Origin of the sequence: Novosphingobium sp. (assembly GCF_965228995.1) — a bacterium.
Classification (GTDB): domain Bacteria; phylum Pseudomonadota; class Alphaproteobacteria; order Sphingomonadales; family Sphingomonadaceae; genus Novosphingobium.
The window spans coordinates 3,422,297-3,444,890 of record NZ_OZ245852.1; the positions used below are offsets into that span (position 1 = coordinate 3,422,297).

Here is a 22,594-nt window from a genome sequence, read left to right on the forward strand (position 1 = left end):
GATTTCTGCACCCGGTGACTGGACCGCGCGCACGTACCCGGATGGCTGCGCTGCTGGGCGCCACGTTGCTGAGCCTCGTGGCCATCGCGTTTGCAGCCGCAGGTGAGCAGGTGCAGCGGGCATTTCACCTGCTGGTGGGCGCGGTGTGGTGGTCGCCCCTGATCGTGACCCCGCTGACGTTTGCCGGGGTGGTGGGGCTGACCCGGGCGCAGTGGCCAGAAGCGAAGGGTTCAGGCATTCCGCAAGTCATGGCAGCGGGCCGGGCACCGGAGGCGGCTTCGTCGGTGCGGCTGATTGCCCTACCTGTGGCGGCGGCGAAGTTTGTCTTCACGCTGGTGATGCTGCTGGCCGGCGCGCCAGCGGGCCGCGAAGGGCCGACTGTGCAGATCAGCGCCGCGATCATGGCGGGGGTGCACCGCTGGATGCGGGTACCGGTAACCTCAGGCGTGGTGATCGCAGGCGGTGCAGCGGGTGTGGCGGCGGCCTTCAATACGCCGCTGGCCGGCGTCGCCTTCGCCATCGAGGAGCTCGCTTCGGCCTTCGAACAACGCGTGGCCGCGCTGGTCATGGTGACGGTGATGGTCTCGGGCCTCATCAGCCTCGGCGTGGCGGGCGATTATGTCTATTTCGGCGCGATGTCGCAGCAACTGCCGCTGCGCGCGATGCTGATCGCAGCGCCGCTGGCAGGCGTGTTCGGCGGAGTGTGCGGCGGCCTCTTTTCCAAGGTTCTGATCGCGATGAGCTGGTCAAGACGCAGGCTCTTCGTCGCGATCCGCGCGCGGCCGGTCGGCTGGGCCTTTGCGTGCGGCCTTGCGGTGGCGGTCATCGGCATCGCGACCGGCGGACTGACCTGGGGCACCGGCTATGACGCGACCCGCCGCCTGTTGGGGGGCGAGGCCTATCCCTTGCTGTTTGGCCCCGCTCGCTTTGTCGCCACGCTGGCAACGGCGATCAGCGGCGCGCCCGGCGGCATCTTTGCCCCGACGCTCTCCGTGGGGGCGGGCCTCGGCCAGTTGCTGGCGGTGGTTTTCCCGCGTGACGAAGCCGGGGCGATCGTGCTGCTGGGGCTGATCGGCTATTTCGCGGGCGTGGTCCGCGCTCCGCTTACGGCGGTGATCATCGTTTCGGAAATGACCGCAGACCGCTCCATGATCCTGCCCCTGTTCGCGACCGCGCTGATTGCGGATCAGGTGAGCGGCATGGTCTGCCCGCAAAAGCTCTATCATGCGCTGGCGCGGCAGTTTGCTCCGCCGCGGCGCGAGCGCGGCTAGGCGCCCTTCTTCGCGGTCAGCGCATCCCAGGTTGCCCACGGGATATCGCGGCCGGGCCAGGCGACGTTCTTGAACGGCCACTTGGCAGCGATCCACGTATGGGCCCAGGCTTCGAGCGCCTTGTCGAAGCCCGCGTCGTATTCGGCCTTGGTGACCCATATGCGCACGACCGCATCGTATCCGGCAACCGGGCTCGGCGCGACGTAGATGCAACCGCGCTCGCGCTTGCCGTCAGGCGTGAGGACCGAATAGGCGAAGCTTTCGCGGCGCGCGAAGCGGCCCGCCTCAGCCTGCATATCAAGCAGGGCGTCAGCATCGCTGATGCCAGCGTGGGGCCATTCCGTGCTGCGTGTGAAAGTCTGCTGGAGATGCTCGACCGAGGACATGTAGGCTACGAAATCGATCTTCACGAGATCAGGGCCAAGCGGCCTGAGCACGAAACCAGGGCCTTCGGCGCTGGTGGGCACAGCGAAAGCGGGGGCGACAAGCGCGGGGGCTGTTGGCTCAGCCGCGATGGCAGCGCAGGGCATGGCGGCGAGCAGCAGGGCTGCGGCGAATGTGATGCGCTTCATCGGTGGCGGTCCCCTTTTTGCAGGTGCGAAGGTTCCACGCGGTGGCGACAAGGGCAAGCAGGATTTGCGGTCAGGCCGGCCGCGGGCTTTCCGCGAGCAAGGCGGCGGCACGGCGCAGCGCGGGGATGACCGGCCAGGCGGCGAGCAACCAGCCGGCAGCGGCACAGGCCAGCGGCAAAGCGAGCGCGACAACCGGAGCCGAAGTGCCAAACGCGTGGTCTGCCGCAAGGCCAGCGCCGAACGCTCCGACGAGCGGAAAGATGACGAGGCGGGCGGCTTCGGCAAGTGCGGGACGATCCCGGCGTTCCAGTGCAGTAAGCGCCAGCACCGCAGCGGCGAGCACGGCGACGAGCGTAGCGACAAGTGCAGCGCCGAATGCGCCATAGGGGGCGGCAAGCACGGTGAGCCCGGCGGTGGACGCGGCAGCGAGGGTTTGAATGCCGAGCACCCTGCCCTGCCGGTCCGTCACGATCAGTTCTGCCGTGGCAACCGCCGTAACCAGCGCGGCCATGCGCGCGATGCAGAACACCGCGACAACGGGGGACGCCGCAGCCCAGGCCGGACCCAGCGCGAGAGGAACCACGCGGTGCGCGAAAAGCGCCAGCAGCGCCAGCGCGGGCCAGCCGAGCACGGCGAACAGCGCCGCGAGGCGGGGCCATGCGCCGGGGCGGCCCTCCCCCTCCCCCCGGGCGCGGTCGGCGGCGAGCGTGGTGAGCGCGAGCATGCCGGCGGGCTGGACGAACATGTCTGCCAGCGCGGTGACCATGCGGTTGGCCGCGCGGTAAAGCCCGGAGGCGGCGGGGGAGAAGGCCATGCCAAGCACGAGATCGCCGCTGTAGTTGGCGAGGAAGCTGACAAGGACCGAGCCGAAGCGGCTGGCCGACCAGCGCAGCACCGTGGCCACAAGCGCGCGCGGCGGCGCGGCAAGGGCGAGCGGCGGGCCAAGCGCGCCAAGGGCCAGCGCCATCAGCAAGGTGCGCGCGTAGATCTGCAGGACGAGCGCCCAGAGCCCCCAACCCGCCACCAGCAGGGCGATCGCGACAAGGCCGGCGCCAAGTTCGGCAAGAACGGTGATCGCGTAGTAGCGGCGGACGGCTCCGCTGCGGAGCATGAGCGATTCCGCAAAGGCCGCCAGCGCGCCGAGCAGGACCGAGGGGGCGAGCGCGAGGATTACGGGCGCAACGCCGCCGCCGCGGAACACGAAGGGCGCGGCGAGCCCGAGCGCGGTGAGCAGCGCGATCCAGCCCAGCGCGACGACCACCGTAGCGGCAAGACAGGCGCCCGCGCCTTGCGGCTGCGATGCCTCGCAGGGAAGCTTGAGCAGATATTCGAACGGGCCCGTATAGAGCATCGTCCGCGCGAGCATGACCAGCGCGCCGGCGATGGCGAAAACCCCGAAATCGGCGGGGGCGAGGTGGCGAGTGGCGACGAGCGTGACCGCGACCATGGCAAATTGGCCGCTGACCCGCGCGGCCATGGCGATGACCGCGGTGCCGCCCCCGGCGCGGGCGAAGCGGGCGATCCGCGCTTTCACGACGTGCAGGCCAGATCGCGCAGGGCGGCGAGCAGATCGCGGCCCGCGCGCGCCCAGGTGTAGCGCGCGGCGTGCTTCCGGCCGGCGGTGACGAGCGTCTCACGTGGGAGATGGGTGAGCGCTGCGCGCCAGGCGGCGGGATCGTCAGGATCAGCGTAGAGCGCGGCATCGCCGCAAACTTCGGGGACCGCGCCGCAGGGGGCGGCGATGACCGGGCAGCCGCAGAGCATTGCCTCTACCGGGGGAAGGCCGAAGCCTTCGGTGCGTGAGGGGAACAGCAGGGCCGCTGCCCCTTCATAAAGGGCGCGCAGGACAGCATCGTCACAAAGACCGGCGAAGACAGCATCTGGCGGCGGGACAAGGCCAGCCGCTTCGAGTGCGGCGCGCGGAGGCCCGACGACGACAAGGCGCAAGGGGGCGAGCGCGCCATCCGCAAAGGCGGCGAAGACCACGGCGCAGTTCTTGTAGGACTTCGGGCTGCCGAACATCAGCGCGTAGCTGCGGGGGGCGAGGCCAAGCCGGGCGAGGGCGGCGGGATCAGGTGCAACTTCGAGGATATGGTCGGCGCCGTTGTGGAGCACCTGCGCCCTCGCCGCGCCAGTGACGCCGCCGCGCGCAAGTTCGTCCGCCGAAAAGGCCGAGACGGTGAGAACCCGCGCGCTGGAACGGGCCATGAGCGGAGTGAGCAGGCGGTAGCCAAGGCGCTGTCGCCAAGGGTAGGAGCTGTCCGCCCGGAGGAACTGGGCATCATGCAGCATCGTCAGCTTGGGGCGGTGTGCGACAGGCGCGAGATTGGCAAGATTGACGAGAAGCCCGCCCGCCGCGAGCCGGGGCAGACGCAGCTGTTCCCAGCCTTGCGAGGCGGGGTGATCATCCTCGATCAGCTGGATCGCGGCGAGGCGCAGCCCTTCGGCGCAGCCCTTGGGCACGATTAGCGCGCAAGGCGGATCATCGGGCGCAGGCGCGGTCGCGAGAAGATCATCCACTTCGGCGATCAGACGCGCGGCGACGCGGTGGACGCCGTTCAGCCCTCCAGCCCGGAACTTGCCGTTGAAGACAACGCGGCGCATGCCCCTCACATTCGCTCAATCTTGCGCGGATCGATCCGCCCGAGCGCGAGGTCCGCGAGGGCGCGCAGGTTTCCGGCGAGGCGGCCGGCGCGATCGATATGCGGTTCGGGGAACGGCGCGCGCACCAGGTTTGCCGCGAGGTTGCGCCAGAACAGACGCTTGGCGAGCCATCGCGGGATCGTGCCCTTGCGCAGCAAGTAAACGATGTTGGCAACTTGCGAATAGCCGAGCCGCCGCCCCGATGTGCGCCCACCGCGCACGCCGAGATGGACGCCGGTGACAAGGCCACTGGAGATCAGCCGCCCGCGCCGGGCAAGCTGCATGGTGAGATCGATATCCTCCTGCCAGCCATAGAGCGGCAACGCTTCATCAAAGCGCAGGCCGCGCATGTGCGCCATGCGCAGCGCCATGTTGCAGCCATAAAGCGCCTCACGCGGGATGACTGCCGGATCGAGCATCGGCGCATCGCGGTCAATCAGCGCCAGCGCCTCATCAGCGGTGAAGCCGCCGTGGCGCACGCCATCCGCGACAAGATTGCCGGTAATTCCAGCTATCCCCGGATCGGAGGCAAACAGCATTTCTATGGCGGCGCAATAGTCTGGCGCCATGACGAAATCATCGTCGAGAAACAGGACAACATCGGCCCGGCCCTGCAGCACATCGAGCGCGCGGTTGCGCTGGCGGCACAGACCTTTGGGTGAAAGCACGATTTCGGGACGGACGACGCTTTCACCCGCAGTTCCGAAATCTTCCCGTGCGGGGGCGACGATCAGCACGCCATCGTGCCGCCGCGTTTGCCGTGCGATGAGATCGACCGTTTCGCGCAGCAAGGCGGGCCGACCGACGGTGGCAATGACGATATGGATACGCAGCATGGACCAGTGCCCCCGACGCTTTCGCCGCTCTTTCCCGAGTGGCCACACCGGTTTATCCGCCGCACCCCGCCCCGCCCACTAAGGTTGTCTCCGAACCCGACCCGTTAGCGGGCGCGCAAGGCCCGCGCGCGGGATAGAACAGGCGGCATATCCACAGCAGGACAACGGGCGCGTGCGCATGAACCAGCCAATTTCGAGCCACTCCGAAATCGTCATCAACGGTCGTTTTCTGATGCAACCGGTAACGGGCGTGCAGCGCGTCGCGCGCGAATTGACCCGCGCGCTTGACCGGCTTGTGGCGGAGGAGGCCCTCCCGGTATCGCTACGGCTGGTGTGCGAACCCGAAGCGCAGCTTGATGATCTGGCGCTGCGCGCGACTGCGGTAGAGCGCGCGGCGAGCCGGTGGAGCGGTCTGGTCGGCAAGCATCTGGGCGGACACGCCTGGGAACAGCTGGTGCTGCCGGGCCGGATACGCGGCGGGCACCTGCTGTGCCTTGGCAATACCGCGCCGTTTGCCTCGCTGCACGCGCGGCAAGGCGTGACAGTGATGATCCACGATCTCTCTTACCGCCAGTTCCCCGGGGCCTACCGACTGCATTACCGGCTGGGGCACCGCTTCATGCTGCCCTCGCTGCTGCGCCGGGCGAAGACCATCCTCACCGTTTCAGAACGGGAAAAGGCGATGCTTGCAGCGCTGCGGCCCGAGGCGCGCGGACGCATCCACGTGGCACAGAACGGCGGTTGGAGCGCGAGCGTAGCGGAACCCCGCGGCACGCAGGCGGGCGGCGAGGCACCTGCGCCGGGCTACATGCTCTTTGTCGGGTCGCTGTCCCGCCGCAAGAATATCCACGGCGTGCTTGCCGTCGCGGTGCGGCTGGCGCGCGAGGACGGGGTGCGGACGCTGATTGTGGGCGGCGGCAGTGACATTCTCTCGCCGATCGCCGGGGAAATCCCCGCCGACGTCGCGCATCTGGTCCGCTTTACCGGGCCGGTGACCGAGCTTGACGCGCTGGGGCGGCTCTACCGCGATGCGGGGTGCCTGCTGTTCCCCTCGTTCTATGAAGCGAGCCCGCTGCCGCCGATCGAGGCGATGCACTTCGGCTGTCCGGTGGTGGTTTCGGCCATTCCCGCGATGACCGAACGCTGCGGATCGGCCGCGGTCTACTGCGATCCGCACGATGTGGAGGATATGGTGGGGGCGGTGCGGCGCGTGCTGGCCGATCCGGCGCCGCTCGCCGCGAAAAGCCGCCTCCATGCCGCGCACTGGACCTGGCGCGATCAGGCTGCGCTCGTGCTGGAATCCGTGTTGGGCCGCACGCTGGGCGAGATCCATGAAAATGCCCGCCGGAGCGCTGCAAGCGAACCGGCGGGCAAGGCTTCAGGGGGAATCGCGCAAGTGGCTCAGCAAGCGCCCTGCCCGCGCAGCACCGAGGGAATGGTGAGCACGAGGATGACAAGGTTGAGCGCGAACGAGCGCGAGCGGGCATAAGCCAGATCGAACGCGACGCGGCGGCGGTAGCTCGTCTGGTCCTGCCGCTTGACCTGCCATAGCCCGGTGATGCCGGGCTTGAGGCTGCAATAGACCGGGAAGTGGCGGCCATAGCGCGCTGCTTCCGCCGCAACGATGGGCCGGGGGCCGACGAGGCTCATTTCTCCGCGCAGGACGTTGACGAGTTGTGGCAGCTCATCAAGGCAGCTTCGGCGCAGGAAGCGGCCGATGGGCGTGATGCGCGGATCGCAGCGCAGCTTCTGGGCTTCGGCCCATTCAGCCCGCGCGGCGGGATCGCTCTCCAGCAGGCGAGCGAGGCGCACATCGGCATCAACCGTCATCGAACGGAACTTGAGGCAGCGGAACGACTGACCGCCCTGCCCCAGCCGCTTGTGGGCGAACAGGAGCGGGCCGGGATCAAGCAGCTTGATCGCCAGCGCCACGGCGAGCAGCACCGGCACAAGCAACGTGAGCGCGGTTGCCGCAACGACGATATCGAGCGCGCGGATAGCGCTCGCATGGCGCGTAGGCGGCGCAGCCAGGCGCGGCGGCAGTGGCGGATGCGCCGGGAGTGGCACCGCCACGAGCACGCGCGCAGGTGGTGCAGGACGCGTAGCGGGAGCGAACGCGGATATGGCAGATTCGGGTGCCCAGGTTTTCGCCTGGGCTGGCATGAGGCTGTTCACTGCTCAGGTCTCCTTCGAGGCCCGCACGCCAGAAATTAGGCGGCAGTGACGTCTTGATGCAGTGCGGCGCGGCGCCGGTCAGGCGAGGATGCCCCCGGGACGGTTGGATAAGGAGGCCGCAAAGTGCTTGACGTGAAGGCCTTCAGAGGAGGTGGCTGGCACCCCACAGGATCGCCGCCCAGAGCAGCGCAGAGCTGACCAGCGGGAAGGCAAGGCGGAACCAGCCGGGGTAAAGCTGCTCTGCGTCCGGGTCTGGCGGAGCGGTCAGTTGAGCCAGTTCGGCCTGGAGTTGGTGCACGGGCGAAGGCGCAGGAACCGCCAGTTCATCGGCAAGTCTGGCTGCCGCCGAAGCGGACGCGGGCGCAGGACGGGCTCCCGGTGCGGCGCCGGGCGGCACCGCCGGGGTGGCGGAAACGGCGCTTTCGGGGCGCGGCTGGGCAGCGGGCATGAAGTACCTCCGCGCGCCAGACTAGCGGCGCGGGGTGAAGCGAGGCTTGTGCGAATCTATGTAGTTTTACTTAAGTATATGCACCGCAACGAAAAATTTGCCGCACTGCACAATCGCCTCCATCTCGGAGCAGTCTAGGCGCGGTCTGCCTGCGAGAGCAGTTCGCCATCGACCGGGTAGCCCGCATCGGAGGGAATCACGAGCCAGCGCTCGCCATCGCGCAGTTCGATCCGCGGGGTGACGGTGACGATCGGCGTGGCCAGCGCGTGTTCCCGCGCGGCATCGAAATGGCTGAACTGCGCCAGTCGTTCGAGATTTCGGCGGGTGGGGAAGATGATCTTGATCGACTTCTCATCGGCAAGGCGCAGCGCTTCGGCAGCGCTGGCCCAGAACAAGTGGCGATTCTCGGTCGTATCGGCAGTGACTTCCACCGCGCCGGTGCCGAGGTTCGCGAGATAGAACCGGGTATCGAACACGCGCATGTTGCGGTGCCGTGGCCACCACCGGGCGAACGGCACGAGTGCATCGAAATCAAGCTCCCAGTCGAAGGCTTCGAGCACATCGGCAAGCCGCCCGGTATCGAGCAGCAGGCGGCGGGCGGCGGCAGCACGTTCCGCATCGACTGCGCCGACGAGACCGACCGCAAGCCCGGTTTCCTCCAGCGTTTCGCGCACGGCAGTGATCCGCCCGGCGGCATCAGCGGGATCGAGCGCGAGGCCGCTGCGGGCCATGAACGCTTCGGCGAGTTCGTGATCGGCGGGATCGACCTTGCCGCCGGGGAACACCGTGGCCCCGCCCGCGAAGGCAAGGCTGCCCGAACGTTCGACCATCAAGATCTCTGGCGGGCCGCTGGCCGGCCCGGTGGCGGGTGCGTGACGGAACACCACAAGCGTGGCGGCCGGGGTAGCGGGGGCAGCGTCCGCGTGTTCGCCCATATCGTCGAGTTCGTCCATTGGCAGACCATGCTACAGGGTAACGGTACTTGCCAAGCGCTACGGCCTGCCTTTGCCGGGCTTCTTCTCCAAAGTGACAGGCCCCTGTCGGCAGACTTTACATCCCTCTGCCTGCGATACGGTGCCCTTGCGGCAGGATCATCGATTTTTTGGGACATTTTCGTGTTTGGCACGCCCCCTGCATAGTACCTGTTGTCCTGAGAATGTCTTCCCAGAGGCGGAACCGTTCCCCCCGGTCTCCCGGTTCCGCCTCTCCAGGCCCCACCGCCTGACAAGCCCCGCGCGCGGCTCCACCCCCCACCCGCGCGCGGGGCCGGACGGCCCCCCTCTCCTCATCCGGCTCCTGAAACGCAAAACGCGGCCCCGCTTGTGGCGGAGCCGCGTTTTTGTTTGCGTCAGGAAGAAGGGATCAGGCGAGGCGAATCAGGCCTGAACGACCTTTGCGTCAACCATGAGCTGGTGAAGCTCACCCGCCTGATACATTTCCATCATGATGTCCGAACCACCGACGAATTCGCCCTTCACGTAGAGCTGCGGGATCGTCGGCCAATCGGAGAAGGACTTGATGCCCTGGCGGATTTCCATGTCCTGCAGCACATCGACCGAGGCATATTCCACGCCGAGGTGATCGAGGATGGCGATCGCCTTGCTCGAGAATCCGCACTGCGGAAACAGCGGGGTGCCCTTCATGAACAGGACGACGTCGTTGGTGCCGACGATTTCAGCGATGCGTTCGTTGGTAGACATGGGCTCTTCCGGGTCTTTCGTGGCAGGTAGCAGCGCGAACTGGCTTGACGTTCAGGTGGGGACGCCGGTGGTCACTTGCAAGGCGTGGAGCACACCGCCCATGCGCTCACCCAGCGCACCATAGACGGCCTTGTGCCGTGCTACGCGGCTGAGACCGGCAAACGAGGGTGCTACAACATGGGCGGCATAGTGATCGCCATCGCCGGCAAGATCGGTGATCGTGACGTCTGCATCGGGAATCGCGGCGCGGATCAGCGCTTCGATCTCGGCTGCGGGCATCGGCATCAGGCTTCGCCCGTGATCTGGCGGCGTGCCTCGATCGCATGTTCGGCGAGCGCGGCGCGGATCTCGGCCTCGTCCACATCGACTTTGGCGAGGGTCAGGTCGCCGAGCAGCTTGCGCACGACATCCTCATCGCCCGCTTCCTCGAACTCGGCCTGGACGACCGAGCGGGCATAAGCCTCCGTCTCGGCAGCATCGAGGCCCATGCGGACTGCTGCCCAGTGGCCGAGAAGCTTGTTGCGGCGAGCCTGGATGCGGAAAAGGGTTTCCTCATCATGGGCAAACTTGGCCTCTTCGGCGCGTTCGCGGTCCTCGAACGTAGTCATGTCAGGTCTTTCCTATGGCTCATACCGGCCTTGGCGGCAGGCTGCTTCACTTGCGAGGGATAGTGGCCCCGGCGAGCGGCTGCAAGGGCGCGCCGTGCGAAAACAGCGATCTATTCGATCGGCAGGCCCGTCCATTTGGCAAGGAAGGCGAGTACGTCCGCTCCGCTGGCGATGACCTTGTCGACCGGCTTGCCGGAGCCGTGGCCGGCCTGCGCCTCGACCCGCAGCAGATGCGGGCGGGCGCCGAGATCGGCTGCCTGCAGCGCGGCAACGTACTTGAAGCTGTGCGCGGGCACGACGCGATCATCGGTATCGGCGGTGGTGACAAGGATCGCGGGGTAATCGGCGCGGGCGCGGATGTTGTGATAGGGCGAATAGGCACGCAGCACCCGCCAGTCCGCCTCGCGCGAGGGGCTGCCGTAGTCATCGACCCAGAAGCGGCCGGACGTAAACCGGTCAAACCGCAGCATGTCCATCACGCCGACATCAGGATTGGCGGCTGCGAAGAGATCGGGGCGCTGGTTGATGACCGCAGCGACGAGCATGCCGCCGTTGGAGCCGCCCTGAATGGCCAGTCCGCCCTTTGCCGCGATGCCCTGGTTGATGAGGTATTCGCCTGCCGCGATAAAATCGTCGAAGCTGTTCTGCTTGTTGGCAAGGCGGCCGGCATCGTACCACGCGCGGCCAAACTCGCCGCCGCCCCGGATATTGGCCAGCGCAAAGACACCGCCGGCCTCGAGCCAGGCCATGCGCACCGCCGAATAGCCGGGAGTGAGCGCCACGTCGAAGCCGCCGTAGCCATAGAGCAGCGTTGGCGCAGCACGGCCCGAAGCGGCAAGGCTGCGCTTGCGCACGACGTACATCGGCACTTTCGTCCCGTCCTTCGAGGGGAAGCTGCGCTGCTCGACGATGTAGTCGGCCGGATCGAACGGCAGTTGCGGGACGGCGAACGGCGTGGCGGTGCCGGTACGCGTATCGAGCCGGAAGATCGCGGGCGGCTGGTTGAAGCTGGAGAACTGGTAGAACGTCTCCGGATCGCCGGGACGGCCGCCGAAGCCGCTCGCCGCGCCGATTGCGCCCACCGTGATCGCCCGCTTCGGACGCCCTTTGAGATCGGTGACGACCGCATAGCTCGCGCCTTGCTGGAGATAGGACAGGATCATCCGATCGCCGACGATGCGCCCGGCATCGAGCGTATCGGCCGCCTCGCCGATCACGGTGTTCACCGTGAAGCCGCCCTTCCCGCTCCGATCGAGATCGACACGGACGAGGCGGTAGTGCGGCGCACCGGCATTGGTGATGAACCACAAGTGATCGCCGACGCCTTCGACGAACTTCCAGTCATCAGTCATCTCGGGCGCGACGGCAAGCGCGGTCCAGTCTTGCGCCGCATTGGCGAATTTGCCGCGCGGGAGCGGGATGACCTGCACCGTGCGGCGCGGGAGCGTGCTGGCGGAGGAAATGACCACCGCCCAGCGGCCATCGGACGAAACCGAGACGCGGTGGTTCCAATCGCGATGCGCGGGCGTGGCGAAGACCCGCACATCGGCGCTTTGCGGCGTGCCGACGCGGTGAAACCAGATCGCCTTGTCGAACACCGGCGCGCTGTAAGTCTCACCCGCTGGCGGCTCTGGATAGCGCGCGTAGAGGAAGCCGGCATCGCCGACCCAGCCGATCCCGGTGTCGTTCGCCCATTCGAGCCGGTCCTCGAGCAGCTTGCCCGTGTTCACATCGACAACGCGGACCGTGCGCCAATCGCTGCCATCGCGCTGCTGGGTGAGCGCGAGCAGATGGCCATCCGGCGAGGGAACCCAGGCGTCGAGCGTGCGCAGGCCTCCACCGGCCGCCTTGTCCCACGTGTTGGGATCGACGAGCACGCGGCCCTCGCCATCGAGGCCTTCGCGCACTTGCAGCACGGCCTGGTTCTGGAGACCGCTGTTGCGCGTGTAGAAATAGCGAGTGCCCGCCTTGCGCGGCAGGCTGAAGCGTTCGTAGGCGAAAAGGCTGCGGATCTTCTCGCGCAGCGCGTCACGGCCCGGAAGCTGGGCGAGATAGGCCGAACTCGCGGCGTTCTGCTGCGCGACCCAGGCCGCCACTTCGGGGCTCGAGCGCACATCTGCCTCTAGCCAGCGATAGGGATCGGCAAGATCCTCGCCGAACTGGTGCTCGATCAGCGAATCGCGGCGCGTCGGCGGATAGCGCGGAGCCGAGAAAGCGGTGATGCCGGCCTTGTCCCAGGCGCGCTCCGGGCTGCGCTCGGTGGCGGAGGGCTGCACGCCATCGCTGCCGGTATAGGTGGAGGGGCCGCGAACCGGCGCAGCCAGCGCCTCGGCCTCCTCACGGGCTATGGCCCCCGGCGCCGGCAACAGGAGTGCCAGAACCAGAACCGCCCTTTTGATCCTTCCCGCGATTTTCATGCTTTTCTGGGAACAGGTTAGCACCACCGGGGGGCGTGGGCGAGAGCGAAATTGCGCTTAGCGGAGCGCAAGGGATTGGCAGGGATTTAGGGGCGTTCTGCCGAGCCGGTTGGCGTTGTGCGGTGCGGCTCAGGATTCCCGCCTTCGCGCGGATGACGAACGAGCGTGTGGAACGCCCAAATGAAAAGGGCGGCGCCTTGCGGCACCGCCCCAGTTAGTCCCTTGCGGGATCCGGCAGCCTCAGGCCGCTTCGTATTCGTCTTCGTCCGCGGTCAGCACCGGGCCGGAATCGAGGCCCTTTGCGCCGGTGTCACGGTCGACCAGCTCGATCACGGCCATCGGAGCAGCGTCCGAGGCGCGGTAACCGGCCTTGATGATGCGGGTGTAGCCACCGGCGCGACCGGCATAGCGCTCGGCCAGCGTGGTGAAGAGCTTGGCAAGCTGCGCGTCGTCCAGCAGGCGGGCGTGCGCAAGGCGGCGGTTCGAAAGGCCACCATGCTTGCCCAGCGTGATCAGCTTTTCGATGTAGGGGCGCAGCTCACGTGCCTTGGGCAGCGTGGTGGTGATCTGCTCGTGCTTGATGAGCGCAGCCGCCATGTTGCGCATCAGCGCGCGGCGGTGCGAGGATGTACGACCCAGCTTGCGCTGGCCCAGCTTGTGACGCATCGGTCTTCTCCGTTCGTTAGGGGCCCGTATCAGGTAGCCCGTACCAGGCGGCTGTTGGGGTTGCCGCCAAGAACCCGTTGGGGCGCTTCTTTGCAGAAGCGCCCCCTATCCGGTTCAGCCGAGCAGTTCCTGCTCGAGCTTCTTGGCCATCTCTTCGATATTCTCCGGCGGCCAGCCGGGGATGTCCATGCCGAGGCGCAGACCCATCGAGGAGAGCACTTCCTTGATTTCGTTGAGCGACTTGCGGCCGAAGTTCGGCGTGCGCAGCATCTCCGCTTCGGTCTTCTGCACGAGATCGCCGATGTAGATGATGTTGTCGTTCTTGAGGCAGTTGGCCGAGCGGACCGACAGCTCCAGTTCGTCCACCTTCTTGAGCAGGTAGCGGTTGAGCTGGTTCGCGTCGCTTTCCTCGGGCGTGTGGACGGCCATGCCGCCACCCATCGCCGGCACGTGGCCGGTGGGCAGCTGGTCGTCGAAGTGCACGAAGAGCGAGAGCTGGTCCTGCAGGATGCGCGCGGCATAAGCGACCGCGTCTTCCGGCGTGACGGTGCCATCGGTCTCGACCATCAGGTTGAGCTTGTCGTAGTCAAGCTCCTGGCCGATGCGGGCGTTGTCGATCTTGTACGAGACCTGACGGACCGGCGAGTAGAGCGAATCGACCGGGATCAGCCCGATCGGCGCATCGACAGGACGGTTCGACACGGCGGGGACGTAGCCCTTGCCGGTGTCGGCGGTCAGTTCCATGTTGAAGGTCGCGCCTTCGTCGAGGTTGCAGATCACGAGGTCCTTGTTCATGACCTCGATGTCACCGCTCACCGCGATGTCGCCCGCCTTGACTTCGCCCGGGCCGGTGGCCGAGAGCTGCAGGCGCTTCGGGCCTTCGCCCTGCATGCGCAGCGCGATCTGCTTCACGTTGAGCACGATGTCGGTCACGTCCTCACGCACGCCGGCGAGCGAGGAGAATTCATGCAGCACGTTCTCGATCTTGATCGAGGTGACGGCCGCGCCCTGCAGCGAGGACAACAGCACGCGGCGCAGTGCGTTGCCGAGGGTGAGACCGAAGCCACGCTCAAGCGGCTCGGCGACGAAAGTCGCACGGCGCTTCGGGTCGTTGCCAGGCTTGATCTCGAGGGAGTTGGGCTTCTTCAGTTCCTGCCAGTTCTTGATGTTGACAGTCATGGAATTCCCCTAGGGTTATCGGAGGAGACAGGCGATCGGCCATGAAGCCGCCACCGGTCAGAATAGTGGGCGGGCGTGAAACGCAGGACGCGCCCCGCGCTTGTCCCCGCCAGAGGCAGGATCAGACGCGGCGACGCTTCGATGGGCGAACGCCGTTGTGCGGGATCGGCGTCACGTCGCGGATCGCGGTGATCGTGAAGCCAACCGCCTGAAGCGCGCGCAGCGCGCTTTCGCGGCCCGAACCGGGACCCTTCACTTCGACTTCGAGGGTGCGGACGCCGTGCTCGGCGGCCTTCTTGCCCGCGTCGTCAGCCGCGACCTGCGCGGCATAAGGCGTCGACTTACGGCTGCCCTTGAAGCCCATCATGCCCGCGGACGACCACGAGATGGCGTTGCCCTGCGCGTCGGTGATGGTGATCATGGTGTTGTTGAAGCTGGCATTGACGTGCGCGACACCACTGGTGATGTTCTTGCGCTCCCGCCGCTTGATACGCTGAGGTTCGCGAGCCATTTTCTGAAATCCTGTCGAAATAAGTTGCTGCGAAGTCGGGGCTTAGGAAGCCGCCTTACTTCTTCTTGCCGGCGATCGCCTTGGCCTTGCCCTTGCGGGTGCGGGCGTTGGTGTGGGTGCGCTGACCGCGAACGGGCAGACCCTTGCGGTGACGCAGGCCGCGGTAGCAGGCCAGGTCCATCAGGCGCTTGATGTTCATCGCGGTTTCGCGGCGAAGATCGCCTTCCACGGTGTGATCCGCGTCGATCGCTTCACGGATCTGGAGCACTTCGGCGTCCGACAGATCCTGCACGCGGCGAGCGTGATCAATGCCGAGCTTGTCGGCGATCAGCTTGGCCTTGTGCGCACCAATTCCGTGAATGTAGGTCAGCGCAATGATCACGCGCTTGTTGGTGGGGATATTGACCCCGGCAATACGAGCCACTTGTTTCTCCATGCTCCACAGGGTGATGACGGCAGCGCTGAAAGCGCCGGGCCAGACCCCATCTCATCGCGGTTCACTCGGTTGCACGAAAGCAGCTTCGCCAGAAGGAACCCTGAAAAATAAGGATTCCCAACCGACGCTATTACCCTTGTCGTATCGAGTGAATGGCGCGCTTAGGACGATTCGAATTAACCGTCAACCATTAAGACGCACGAAAGCGTGGCCCTCGCGCCTGAGGGGCACGGCCGCGGATGTTGATTTGAGGATCATACCGTATCGGCGCCTCAAGGTCAAAGGAGTCCGCCAGATTGGACCATTCCCTCTGGCCGGTGCGCTTGTCGTTTGGCTCTGCCCTGCTAGCGTGACCGGCGGGCGAATGGGGGCAATTGCGAATGACGGCTGGGTTGAACGAGCGGGCGCTGATCCGCAAGATTGCCTTGCGCACGCTGCCGCTGATTCTGCTGAGCTATTTCGTCGCGCTGGTTGACCGGTCAAACATCAGCTTTGCCGCCGCAACGATGAACGCCGACCTTGGTTTCAGCGAAACGATCTACGGCATCGGCGCTTCGGCGTTCTTCGTCGGCTATTCGCTGCTCGAGGTGCCGTCCAACCTGCTCCTGGCGCGGTTCGGGGCGCGAGTCTGGCTGGCGCGGATCATGTTGACCTGGGGCGTAATCTCGATCCTCACCGCCTTCGTGCATAGCCCCATGCAGTTCTACGCGATGCGCTTTGCCCTGGGCGTGGCGGAAGCAGGCTTTTACCCGGGCGTGATCCTCTACCTTTCAAGCTGGTTTCCCGGCGAGCACCGCGCCTGGGCGATCAGCCGGTTTTATATCGCGCTGCCACTGTCGTTCGTCGTGATGGGCTCGCTCGCCGCGCCGCTGCTGGCGATGGACGGGCATTGGGGGTTGCAGGGATGGCAGTGGCTGCTGATCATGGAAGGGCTGCCCTCTTTGGTGCTGGCGCTCGTGCTGGTGCTCGCCCTGCCCGATCGGCCCGAAACCGCGCGCTGGCTGAGCGACGCGGAACGCGCCTGGCTGAAGGGCGCGCTGGCCAGGGAAGCTGCCGTGATGGGCGAGGTTTCGCACAATCTGCTGCGCGCGCTCACCAATCCCTATGTGCTGCTGCTGGGAATGGCCAATGCCTGCAACTTCATCGCGATCAACGCGATCATGTTTTCCGCACCCAGGCTGCTGGCGCACGATACAGGGCTCGATGTGGCCGGCGTGGGGCGGATCGTTTCGGTCGGCGGCGTCGCCATCGCGCTGGGGCTGCTGCTCGTCGGCTCGGTGGCGGGGCAGACGGTGGGCCGAACGCTGATGGCCTATGTGGGACTGGTCGTGCTGGCTGCGGTGGGCCTCATGCTGCTTTGGCTGGGGGGAACCAGCGAGAGCTCGATCGCGGGCTTTCTCGTGTTCATCGCTGCCGCGCAGGTCGCAGGGATGCTGCCGCTGGCCATGGTCAGCCGCCTCATCCCCGCCGCCGACCGCGCCGGGGGCCTCGCGATGGCCAACACGATCTCGCAAGGTGGTGCGTTTTTCGGCCCGATCCTGTGGGGCGTGCTCGCCGACAGGACGGGGAGCTATCACATGGGCGTGGCACTGCTGATCCCGGCAATGGCGGGATCAGCAAGCTTTGCGCTGCTGGTGCGGCAGCGTAACCTGGCGAAGGCGTAATGGGTGAGGAGGAGAGCGCGGGCAGCGTTCCCCTCCCCCGTTCGGATCACACCACCCCGAAGGCCAGCATCGCATCGGCCACTTTCTTGAAGCCGGCGATGTTCGCGCCCTTGACGTAATCGGTATAGCCGCCGCCCTGATCGCCATATTCGAGGCAGGACTGGTGGATGCCGAGCATGATGTCCTTGAGCATCTGCTGGAGTTCCTCCTCCTTCCACGAGCGGCGTTCGGAGTTCTGGCTCATTTCGAGGCCCGAAACCGCGACGCCGCCAGCGTTGCTCGCCTTGCCCGGCGCGTAGAGGATCTTCGCGGCCTTGAAGATGTGCACGCCATCAAGATCGGTGGGCATGTTGGCGCCTTCCGCCACGGCCTTGCAGCCGTTGGTGACGAGCAGCCTGGCATCCTCGCCCAGCAGTTCGTTCTGCGTGGCGCACGGCAGCGCGACATCGCAGGGAACGCCCCACGGGGTCTTGCCCTTGACGAAGCTCGCCTTGGGGAACGCGGTCACGTATTCCTCAATGCGGCCGCGGCGGACGTTCTTGAGGTCCTTCACCCAGTTGATCTTGGCCTGGTCGATGCCGTCCGGATCGTGGATGTAGCCCCCCGAATCCGAGAGGGTGAGGACCTTGCCGCCCAGTTGGACGATCTTCTCCGCCGCGTGTGTGGCAACATTGCCCGAGCCCGAGATGACAGCAGTCTTGCCGACGAGATCCTCGCCCTTCGTCGCCAGCATGTTGACGAGGAAGTAGACCGCGCCGTAGCCCGTCGCCTCGGTGCGGATCAGCGAACCGCCCCATTCGAGGCCCTTGCCGGTGAGCACGCCGGTGAACTGGTTGGTGATGCGCTTGTACTGGCCGAACATGTAGCCGATCTCGCGCCCGCCCACGCCGATATCGCCCGCCGGAACATCGACGTCGGCGCCGATGTGGCGGTAAAGTTCGGTCATGAACGACTGGCAGAAGCGCATGATCTCGCGCACGCTTTTGCCCTTGGGATTGAAGTTGGAACCACCCTTGCCGCCGCCCATGGGCAGGCCCGTGAGCGCATTCTTGAAGGTCTGCTCGAAGGCGAGGAACTTGAGCACGCTTTCGGTGACGCTGGGATGGAAACGGATGCCGCCCTTGTAGGGGCCGATCGCATTGTTGTTCTGGACGCGCCAGCCGCGCTGGACGCGGATGTTGCCGGCATCGTCTTCCCAGCAGACGCGGAAGGACACGACGCGGTCAGGCTCGGCAATGCGGCGCAGGATCTGTTGCGAGTGATACTGCTCCTTGTCTGCCATGAAATCGAAGATGTCTTCGGCAACCTCCTGCACCGCCTGAACGAATTCAGGCTGATACGGATTGCGCTTTTTGACACCTTCCATGAAGGTCGGCAGGTCGACGTGATCGGAAACGGCCACAGCATTCTCCCCCTAGAGCAAAGCCGTTGTTCGGCTTCGGGACTTAGCGTGCGACCCGCATCAGGACAGTTCGCCCGCCAGGTCGTGCCCGGCGAGTCGCGCTTGTCCTGTTCGGGGTTCTACCCGGTTTTGTTACGGACGTCAGTGCGCCTGCGCACAGGCCGGGCGATCGCGGCGATCAGGGCGCGGGGGCGGCGCCGAGTGCTGCATCGAACGCCGCATTGGCATCGCGGTGGGCGTCGGATTCGGGATCAGGCGCCTTGGGCGATGGCTTGGCAGCAGGCTTGGCTCCCGGTTTTGCGGGCGCTTTGGCCGGTGCCTTTGCGGGCGCGGCGGACGCAGGCTTGGCGGCAACCTTGCCGGAGGCCTTCGCGGCCGGGGGGGTGGGTGCAGCAGCAGCCTTGACGGGCTTGTCCGGCTTGGGTTCGGTCTTAGTCTCTGGCTTTGCTGCAGCCTTCTGCCCGGGCTTGCCGCCAGCAGGCGGAAGGCTGAAGCTCTCGGCACCCTTGAGCGGGACGACCGGCTTCGCTTGCCCTTCGGCGGCCGCTGCATCGCCTTCCGGCGCAGCGGCAGTCTTTGGGGCGGGCGGCGCGGCAGCGGGTTCGGCAACCGGGCCGAGCTTGCTGGAAAGGCTGGCGAGCTGCGCTGTCAGCATGCGGTCCACCGCCGGCGCGATCTCGTCCACCTTGTAGCGCATGAAGCCGCCGACGACATATTCGAACAGGATCCGCGATCCCTTCTCGGTAGGCTTGACCGTGATCGTCATCGTCGCGGCAAGCGCTTCGCTCTGCAGCGGCCCGAGCGCGCCGACGAGGCGCATTGCGCGCGGCGGCTCGATATAGACGACGCGCATGTGCTGCACGCCGCCGGGCTTTTGCGAGGCAGGCGCGCCATCGGGACGCGGCAGGACTTCGCAGAAGCAGCCGCCGACCTGGGGATCGAGGCTGAGGTTGGCGGCGTCGCCGGAAAAAGTGTGTTGGCTCTGCCACCACTGCGCGGGCGTGAGGATGGTTTTCCACGCCTCGGCCGGCGGCGCGGTCACTTCGCTGGCAAGGCGCACCACGAAGCCCGTCTCGCTGCGAGTGATGACCTCGGCATGCGCAACCGGGACAGCGAGGGCAAGCGGTGCCAAGATGAGGCCCGCGCCCCATAGCCAACGCCCGTTGTCTCGCATGATCAGAACCCCCGCCTCTGCACCCGGATAGGTGCCCCGGCGTAGGTGTTTATACGAGAATGGCCTCGATAGCACCTGTCACGGCGTCCATATCCGCCATTCCGTCGACGCGGCTGACAATGCCGCGTGCTTCGTAGATGGGGAGGATGGGCGCGGTCTTCGCGCGGTACTCGGCCATGCGCGTGCGCACGGTTTCCTCGTTGTCGTCCGGACGGCGCTTGAATTCGTGGCAGCCGCACTTGTCGCAGGTGCCTTCGACGGCTGGCTTCTCGAACGTGTCGTGATAGCCCTTGCCGCAATTGGCGCAGGTGTAGCGGCCAGTGATCCGCTCGACCAAGGCGTCCTCGTCGACTTCGAGCTCGATCACGTGATCGAGCGCGCGGCCGCGCGAGGCGAGGATGGCATCGAGCGATTCGGCCTGCGGCGCGGTGCGCGGATAGCCATCGAAAATGGCGCCCTGCCCCGCGGGCATGGCATCGAGCTCATCGCCGATAAGAGCGGAGACGATCTCGTCCGAGACCAGCTCGCCCGCTTCCATCACAGCCTTGGCCTTGAGGCCGACAGGTGTGCCCGCCTTGACTGCGGCGCGCAGCATGTCGCCGGTCGAGAGCTGCTTCATGCCGTGCCGCTCGACGAGCCGCTGCGCCTGGGTTCCCTTGCCCGCGCCCGGCGGCCCCAACAGGATGATATTCACGCCTGCAATCCCCTCTTTACCGTTCGCCGGTTTCCAGCCTCGCCACCCGACCCCCGGGTGACCGGCTCAGCGCATACGGCCTTTCAGCTTGGCCTTCTTGATGAGGTCGCCATACTGGTGCGCCAGCAGATGCGACTGGATCTGGGTGATGGTATCCACCGTCACGTTGACCACGATGAGCAGGCTGGTGCCGCCGAAGAACAGCGAGCCCATGCCGGTTTCGGCCATGATCGCCTCGGGCACAACACAGACAATGGTGATGTAGGCAGCGCCCAGCACGGTGATGCGGGTCAGCACATAATCGAGATACTTCTCGGTGTTCTTGCCCGGACGGATGCCGGGGATGAACCCGCCATTGCGCTTGAGGTTGTCCGCCGTCTCTTCCGGATTGAACACGATCGCGGTGTAGAAGAAGCTGAAGAACAGGATCCCGAGCGCATAGAGCACCATGTACACGGGCTTGCCATGGCCGAGGTACTGGTTCAGCCCGACGATGATGTGGCCCATCGTGCTATCGGGCGAAACCGAGCGGCCGGCGAACTGCGTGATCGTCAGCGGCAGCAGCAGCAGCGAGCTGGCAAAGATCGGCGGGATCACGCCTGCGGTGTTGAGCTTGAGCGGCAGGTGGCTGCGGTCTGCTGCCATCATCCCGCGCTGGGTAACGCGTTTGGGATACTGGATCAGCAGGCGGCGCGTGGCACGCTCGAAGAAGCAGATACCGATCACGACAACCACCAGCAGCGCCATGACCGCAGCGATCAGGAACGGGCTGAGCGCGCCGGTGCGGCCTTGCTCGAACATGTTGCCGAAGAAGGTTGGCATCTGGGCGACAATGCCGGCCATGATGATCAGCGAGGTGCCGTTGCCGATGCCGCGGCTGGTGATCTGTTCGCCCAGCCACAGCAGGAACATGGTGCCGCCGATAAGGCTGATCACCGCGCCGATGCGGAACACGTAGCCGGGATCGACCACCGCCTGCAGGCCGCTCGAAGCGCTGAACGCCTCAAGCCCTACGGCGAGGAACCAGCCCTGGATCGCGGTGAGGAACACGGCGCCATAGCGAGTATACTGGTTGAGCTTCTTGCGCCCGCTTTCGCCTTCCTTCTTCAGCGCGGCGAGCGCGGGATGAAGCGAGGAGCCCAGCTGCACCACGATCGAGGCGGTGATGTAGGGCATCACGCCGAGTGCGATCAGGCTCATGCGCTGGAGCGAGCCGCCCGAGAAGGCGTTGAACACATCAAGGATGCCGCCCTGCGTGCGCTTGTAAAGCTCGGCCAGGATCATCGGATTGACGCCCGGCAGCGGCACGAAGCTCATGAAGCGGAACACGACAAGCGCGCCCACCGTGAACCAGATGCGCGACTTGAGTTCGGTCGCCTTCGAGAAATTGGCCAGATTGAGCGTGCTGGCGATGTTATCGGCGCGGGATGCCATGTTCGGGTTTCAAGCCTTGCTGCTGGGCTGACTGCGAGCGATGTCGCAGTGCCTATGTGGCTAGCCCATATAGGGAGGGTTCGGCAATGTCGAACCCCCGTTCAGCGATTTATCGGCGCGGGACCGCCGAAACGCAAACGGGGGCCAGGTTCCCCCGGCCCCCGCATGCGCTGAATGCCTTACTTGGCGGCCTTCGCCACCTTGTTGGCTTCGCGGCGAACCGTCTTCTTCTCGTGCTCGCTGGGGGCTGCCTCGGGCAGGGTCACCGCGCCGCCAAGCGCTTCGACCGCAGCGCGGGCGCCCTTGCTGACGCCTTCGACGTGGAAGCTGGCCTTGGTGGTGAGCTCACCCTTGGCGAGGAGGCGCACGCCATCCTTGCCGCCGCGTGCAAGACCGGCGGCCTTGAGCGCGGCATGGTCGATCACGCCATCGGCGCTGAGCTTGCCTGCATCGATCGCCTTTTGGATCATGCCGAGATTCACTTCGGCGTAGTCCTTGGCGAAGATGTTGTTGAAGCCGCGCTTCGGGATGCGCATGTGAAGCGGCATCTGGCCGCCTTCGAACCCGTTGACCGACACGCCCGAGCGCGCCTTGGCGCCCTTCTGGCCGCGACCGGCGGTCTTGCCCTTGCCCGAGCCGATGCCGCGGCCCACGCGCATGCGGCCCTTGCGGGCGCCATAATTGTCGGAGAGTTCGTTAAGCTTGGTCATGTGGAGCACTCGCTTTCGCTTTGAGTCGCGCTGATGGGAGCGCGGCCCTTAGGC

23 protein-coding genes are annotated in these 22,594 nt (G+C 66.2%); 3 read left to right on the forward strand and 20 right to left on the reverse strand.

Annotation, left to right across the window (positions count from 1 at the left end; translation table 11 throughout):
* Nucleotides 1-41 precede the first annotated feature (41 nt).
* The gene (locus ACO056_RS15595; RefSeq protein ID WP_421848356.1) at nt 42-1,271 is read left to right on the forward strand and encodes a chloride channel protein; all 1,230 of its coding nucleotides are present in this window, start codon (nt 42-44) and stop codon (nt 1,269-1,271) included.
* Here ACO056_RS15595 and ACO056_RS15600 read toward each other — a convergent pair.
* The 4 genes from ACO056_RS15600 to ACO056_RS15615 all read right to left on the reverse strand — a co-directional run bounded on the left by ACO056_RS15600 (nt 1,268) and on the right by ACO056_RS15615 (nt 5,322).
* On the reverse strand, nt 1,268-1,843 hold the full coding sequence (locus ACO056_RS15600) for a twin-arginine translocation pathway signal protein (RefSeq protein ID WP_421848358.1): 576 nt from the start codon (nt 1,841-1,843) through the stop codon (nt 1,268-1,270). The genes ACO056_RS15595 and ACO056_RS15600 overlap by 4 nt on opposite strands.
* Nucleotides 1,844-1,913: 70 nt before the next feature.
* A complete protein-coding gene (locus ACO056_RS15605; RefSeq protein WP_421848360.1) occupies nt 1,914-3,377 on the reverse strand; it encodes an oligosaccharide flippase family protein in 1,464 nt (487 codons plus the stop codon).
* Complete coding sequence (locus ACO056_RS15610) at nt 3,374-4,447, reverse strand: glycosyltransferase family 4 protein (RefSeq protein WP_421848362.1); 1,074 nt, start codon at nt 4,445-4,447, stop codon at nt 3,374-3,376. Before ACO056_RS15610 ends, ACO056_RS15605 begins: the two co-directional genes overlap by 4 nt.
* 5 nt (nt 4,448-4,452) lie before the next feature.
* Nucleotides 4,453-5,322 carry a glycosyltransferase family 2 protein gene (locus ACO056_RS15615; RefSeq protein WP_421848364.1) on the reverse strand — a complete coding sequence of 290 codons (870 nt, stop codon included), beginning with the start codon at nt 5,320-5,322 and terminating at the stop codon, nt 4,453-4,455.
* A 178-nt stretch (nt 5,323-5,500) separates the two neighbouring features.
* Here ACO056_RS15615 and ACO056_RS15620 point away from each other — a divergent pair, with 178 nt between their 5' ends.
* Nucleotides 5,501-6,811 carry a glycosyltransferase family 4 protein gene (locus tag ACO056_RS15620; protein WP_421848366.1) on the forward strand — a complete coding sequence of 437 codons (1,311 nt, stop codon included), beginning with the start codon at nt 5,501-5,503 and terminating at the stop codon, nt 6,809-6,811.
* Here the strand turns inward: ACO056_RS15620 and ACO056_RS15625 are convergent.
* The 11 genes from ACO056_RS15625 to rpsM form a co-directional block, all read right to left on the reverse strand.
* Nucleotides 6,724-7,497 carry a sugar transferase gene (locus ACO056_RS15625; protein ID WP_421848368.1) on the reverse strand — a complete coding sequence of 258 codons (774 nt, stop codon included), beginning with the start codon at nt 7,495-7,497 and terminating at the stop codon, nt 6,724-6,726. The two genes, ACO056_RS15620 and ACO056_RS15625, sit on opposite strands and share 88 nt — an antisense overlap.
* Before the next feature lie 142 nt (nt 7,498-7,639).
* Nucleotides 7,640-7,945, reverse strand: a complete 306-nt coding sequence (locus ACO056_RS15630) for a hypothetical protein (protein WP_421848370.1) — start codon at nt 7,943-7,945, stop codon at nt 7,640-7,642.
* A gap of 134 nt (nt 7,946-8,079) precedes the next feature.
* On the reverse strand, nt 8,080-8,898 hold the full coding sequence (locus tag ACO056_RS15635; RefSeq protein ID WP_421848372.1) for an NUDIX hydrolase: 819 nt from the start codon (nt 8,896-8,898) through the stop codon (nt 8,080-8,082).
* A gap of 423 nt (nt 8,899-9,321) precedes the next feature.
* Nucleotides 9,322-9,645, reverse strand: coding sequence for a Grx4 family monothiol glutaredoxin (gene grxD, locus ACO056_RS15640; protein ID WP_421848374.1), 324 nt, complete (start codon nt 9,643-9,645; stop codon nt 9,322-9,324).
* 51 nt (nt 9,646-9,696) lie between these two features.
* Nucleotides 9,697-9,930: a BolA/IbaG family iron-sulfur metabolism protein gene (locus ACO056_RS15645; RefSeq protein ID WP_421848376.1), complete on the reverse strand. Its 234-nt coding sequence runs from the start codon at nt 9,928-9,930 to the stop codon at nt 9,697-9,699.
* Nucleotides 9,930-10,253, reverse strand: coding sequence for a DUF1476 domain-containing protein (locus ACO056_RS15650; protein WP_421848378.1), 324 nt, complete (start codon nt 10,251-10,253; stop codon nt 9,930-9,932). Before ACO056_RS15650 ends, ACO056_RS15645 begins: the two co-directional genes overlap by 1 nt.
* 110 nt (nt 10,254-10,363) lie before the next feature.
* Complete coding sequence (locus ACO056_RS15655) at nt 10,364-12,670, reverse strand: prolyl oligopeptidase family serine peptidase (protein ID WP_421848380.1); 2,307 nt, start codon at nt 12,668-12,670, stop codon at nt 10,364-10,366.
* A gap of 240 nt (nt 12,671-12,910) precedes the next feature.
* Nucleotides 12,911-13,336, reverse strand: coding sequence for a 50S ribosomal protein L17 (gene rplQ / locus ACO056_RS15660; RefSeq protein WP_421848382.1), 426 nt, complete (start codon nt 13,334-13,336; stop codon nt 12,911-12,913).
* A 114-nt stretch (nt 13,337-13,450) separates the two neighbouring features.
* The gene (locus tag ACO056_RS15665; RefSeq protein ID WP_421848384.1) at nt 13,451-14,515 is read right to left on the reverse strand and encodes a DNA-directed RNA polymerase subunit alpha; all 1,065 of its coding nucleotides are present in this window, start codon (nt 14,513-14,515) and stop codon (nt 13,451-13,453) included.
* A gap of 121 nt (nt 14,516-14,636) precedes the next feature.
* The gene (gene rpsK, locus ACO056_RS15670) at nt 14,637-15,026 is read right to left on the reverse strand and encodes a 30S ribosomal protein S11 (protein ID WP_008065643.1); all 390 of its coding nucleotides are present in this window, start codon (nt 15,024-15,026) and stop codon (nt 14,637-14,639) included.
* Between the two features lie 55 nt (nt 15,027-15,081).
* Nucleotides 15,082-15,450: a 30S ribosomal protein S13 gene (rpsM, locus tag ACO056_RS15675; protein WP_421848386.1), complete on the reverse strand. Its 369-nt coding sequence runs from the start codon at nt 15,448-15,450 to the stop codon at nt 15,082-15,084.
* A 392-nt stretch (nt 15,451-15,842) separates the two neighbouring features.
* Here rpsM and ACO056_RS15680 point away from each other — a divergent pair, with 392 nt between their 5' ends.
* Nucleotides 15,843-17,126 (forward strand): MFS transporter, encoded by a 1,284-nt coding sequence (locus tag ACO056_RS15680; RefSeq protein ID WP_421848388.1) that lies wholly within the window; start codon nt 15,843-15,845, stop codon nt 17,124-17,126.
* A 46-nt stretch (nt 17,127-17,172) separates the two neighbouring features.
* Here the strand turns inward: ACO056_RS15680 and gdhA are convergent, their stop codons facing one another.
* The 5 genes from gdhA to rplO form a co-directional block, all read right to left on the reverse strand.
* Complete coding sequence (gene gdhA, locus ACO056_RS15685; protein WP_421848390.1) at nt 17,173-18,528, reverse strand: NADP-specific glutamate dehydrogenase; 1,356 nt, start codon at nt 18,526-18,528, stop codon at nt 17,173-17,175.
* A 178-nt stretch (nt 18,529-18,706) separates the two neighbouring features.
* Nucleotides 18,707-19,660, reverse strand: a complete 954-nt coding sequence (locus ACO056_RS15690) for an SRPBCC family protein (protein WP_421848392.1) — start codon at nt 19,658-19,660, stop codon at nt 18,707-18,709.
* 91 nt (nt 19,661-19,751) lie between these two features.
* Nucleotides 19,752-20,396 carry an adenylate kinase gene (locus ACO056_RS15695; RefSeq protein WP_421848394.1) on the reverse strand — a complete coding sequence of 215 codons (645 nt, stop codon included), beginning with the start codon at nt 20,394-20,396 and terminating at the stop codon, nt 19,752-19,754.
* A gap of 66 nt (nt 20,397-20,462) precedes the next feature.
* On the reverse strand, nt 20,463-21,830 hold the full coding sequence (gene secY, locus ACO056_RS15700; protein ID WP_421848396.1) for a preprotein translocase subunit SecY: 1,368 nt from the start codon (nt 21,828-21,830) through the stop codon (nt 20,463-20,465).
* A gap of 179 nt (nt 21,831-22,009) precedes the next feature.
* The gene (gene rplO, locus ACO056_RS15705) at nt 22,010-22,540 is read right to left on the reverse strand and encodes a 50S ribosomal protein L15 (protein ID WP_421848398.1); all 531 of its coding nucleotides are present in this window, start codon (nt 22,538-22,540) and stop codon (nt 22,010-22,012) included.
* Nucleotides 22,541-22,594 lie beyond the last annotated feature (54 nt).

What these genes read in the sequence shown, in the direction of transcription:
- ACO056_RS15595 (WP_421848356.1), top strand. Translation starts at nt 42, where the DNA reads ATGGCTGCGCTGCTGGGCGCCACGTTGCTGAGCCTCGTGGCCATCGCG.
- ACO056_RS15600 (WP_421848358.1), bottom strand. Translation starts at nt 1,843, where the DNA reads ATGAAGCGCATCACATTCGCCGCAGCCCTGCTGCTCGCCGCCATGCCC.
- ACO056_RS15610 (WP_421848362.1), bottom strand. Translation starts at nt 4,447, where the DNA reads ATGCGCCGCGTTGTCTTCAACGGCAAGTTCCGGGCTGGAGGGCTGAAC.
- ACO056_RS15615 (WP_421848364.1), bottom strand. Translation starts at nt 5,322, where the DNA reads ATGCTGCGTATCCATATCGTCATTGCCACCGTCGGTCGGCCCGCCTTG.
- ACO056_RS15620 (WP_421848366.1), top strand. Translation starts at nt 5,501, where the DNA reads ATGAACCAGCCAATTTCGAGCCACTCCGAAATCGTCATCAACGGTCGT.
- ACO056_RS15630 (WP_421848370.1), bottom strand. Translation starts at nt 7,945, where the DNA reads ATGCCCGCTGCCCAGCCGCGCCCCGAAAGCGCCGTTTCCGCCACCCCG.
- ACO056_RS15635 (WP_421848372.1), bottom strand. Translation starts at nt 8,898, where the DNA reads ATGGACGAACTCGACGATATGGGCGAACACGCGGACGCTGCCCCCGCT.
- grxD (WP_421848374.1), bottom strand. Translation starts at nt 9,645, where the DNA reads ATGTCTACCAACGAACGCATCGCTGAAATCGTCGGCACCAACGACGTC.
- ACO056_RS15645 (WP_421848376.1), bottom strand. Translation starts at nt 9,930, where the DNA reads ATGCCGATGCCCGCAGCCGAGATCGAAGCGCTGATCCGCGCCGCGATT.
- ACO056_RS15650 (WP_421848378.1), bottom strand. Translation starts at nt 10,253, where the DNA reads ATGACTACGTTCGAGGACCGCGAACGCGCCGAAGAGGCCAAGTTTGCC.
- ACO056_RS15655 (WP_421848380.1), bottom strand. Translation starts at nt 12,670, where the DNA reads ATGAAAATCGCGGGAAGGATCAAAAGGGCGGTTCTGGTTCTGGCACTC.
- rplQ (WP_421848382.1), bottom strand. Translation starts at nt 13,336, where the DNA reads ATGCGTCACAAGCTGGGCCAGCGCAAGCTGGGTCGTACATCCTCGCAC.
- ACO056_RS15665 (WP_421848384.1), bottom strand. Translation starts at nt 14,515, where the DNA reads ATGACTGTCAACATCAAGAACTGGCAGGAACTGAAGAAGCCCAACTCC.
- rpsK (WP_008065643.1), bottom strand. Translation starts at nt 15,026, where the DNA reads ATGGCTCGCGAACCTCAGCGTATCAAGCGGCGGGAGCGCAAGAACATC.
- ACO056_RS15680 (WP_421848388.1), top strand. Translation starts at nt 15,843, where the DNA reads ATGACGGCTGGGTTGAACGAGCGGGCGCTGATCCGCAAGATTGCCTTG.
- secY (WP_421848396.1), bottom strand. Translation starts at nt 21,830, where the DNA reads ATGGCATCCCGCGCCGATAACATCGCCAGCACGCTCAATCTGGCCAAT.
- rplO (WP_421848398.1), bottom strand. Translation starts at nt 22,540, where the DNA reads ATGACCAAGCTTAACGAACTCTCCGACAATTATGGCGCCCGCAAGGGC.